The organism is Streptococcus sp. SCPM-O-B-15294 (M123) (genome assembly GCF_058200455.1).
This window is the reverse complement of record NZ_JBYQGU010000032.1, coordinates 1-384: the sequence shown is the minus strand read 5'-3', so window position 1 is coordinate 384 and position 384 is coordinate 1. Positions and strand designations below refer to the sequence as shown.

At 49.0% G+C, this 384-nt stretch carries 4 tRNA genes; all 4 read left to right on the top strand.

What is annotated here, in order from left to right:
- Positions 1–32: 32 nt before the first annotated feature.
- The 4 genes from AC3E8G_RS10285 to AC3E8G_RS10270 all read left to right on the top strand — a co-directional run bounded on the left by AC3E8G_RS10285 (position 33) and on the right by AC3E8G_RS10270 (position 376).
- Positions 33–105, top strand: a tRNA-Val gene (locus tag AC3E8G_RS10285).
- Positions 106–113: 8 nt separating this feature from the next.
- Positions 114–184 (top strand) — tRNA-Gly (locus tag AC3E8G_RS10280).
- A 33-nt stretch (positions 185–217) separates the two neighbouring features.
- Positions 218–291, top strand: a tRNA-Ile gene (locus AC3E8G_RS10275).
- A 13-nt stretch (positions 292–304) separates the two neighbouring features.
- Positions 305–376, top strand: a tRNA-Glu gene (locus AC3E8G_RS10270).
- Positions 377–384: the final 8 nt, after the last annotated feature.

The window sequence follows — 384 nt, the reverse complement described above, 5'->3', positions numbered from 1 at the left end:
AAGGTTGAGTCTAGTGGAAACTAGGCTCATTTGGGAGTTTAGCTCAGCTGGGAGAGCATCTGCCTTACAAGCAGAGGGTCAGCGGTTCGATCCCGTTAACTCCCATTTTTCAAGCGGGTGTAGTTTAGTGGTAAAACTACAGCCTTCCAAGCTGTTGTCGCGAGTTCGATTCTCGTCACCCGCTTTGAACATTTGTTCATTACCAAGTTTTTAACTTGGGCGCGTAGCTCAGGTGGTTAGAGCGCACGCCTGATAAGCGTGAGGTCGGTGGTTCGAGTCCACTCGTGCCCATTTTTAATATTATGGTCCGTTGGTCAAGGGGTTAAGACACCGCCTTTTCACGGCGGTAACACGGGTTCGAATCCCGTACGGACTATATTATAT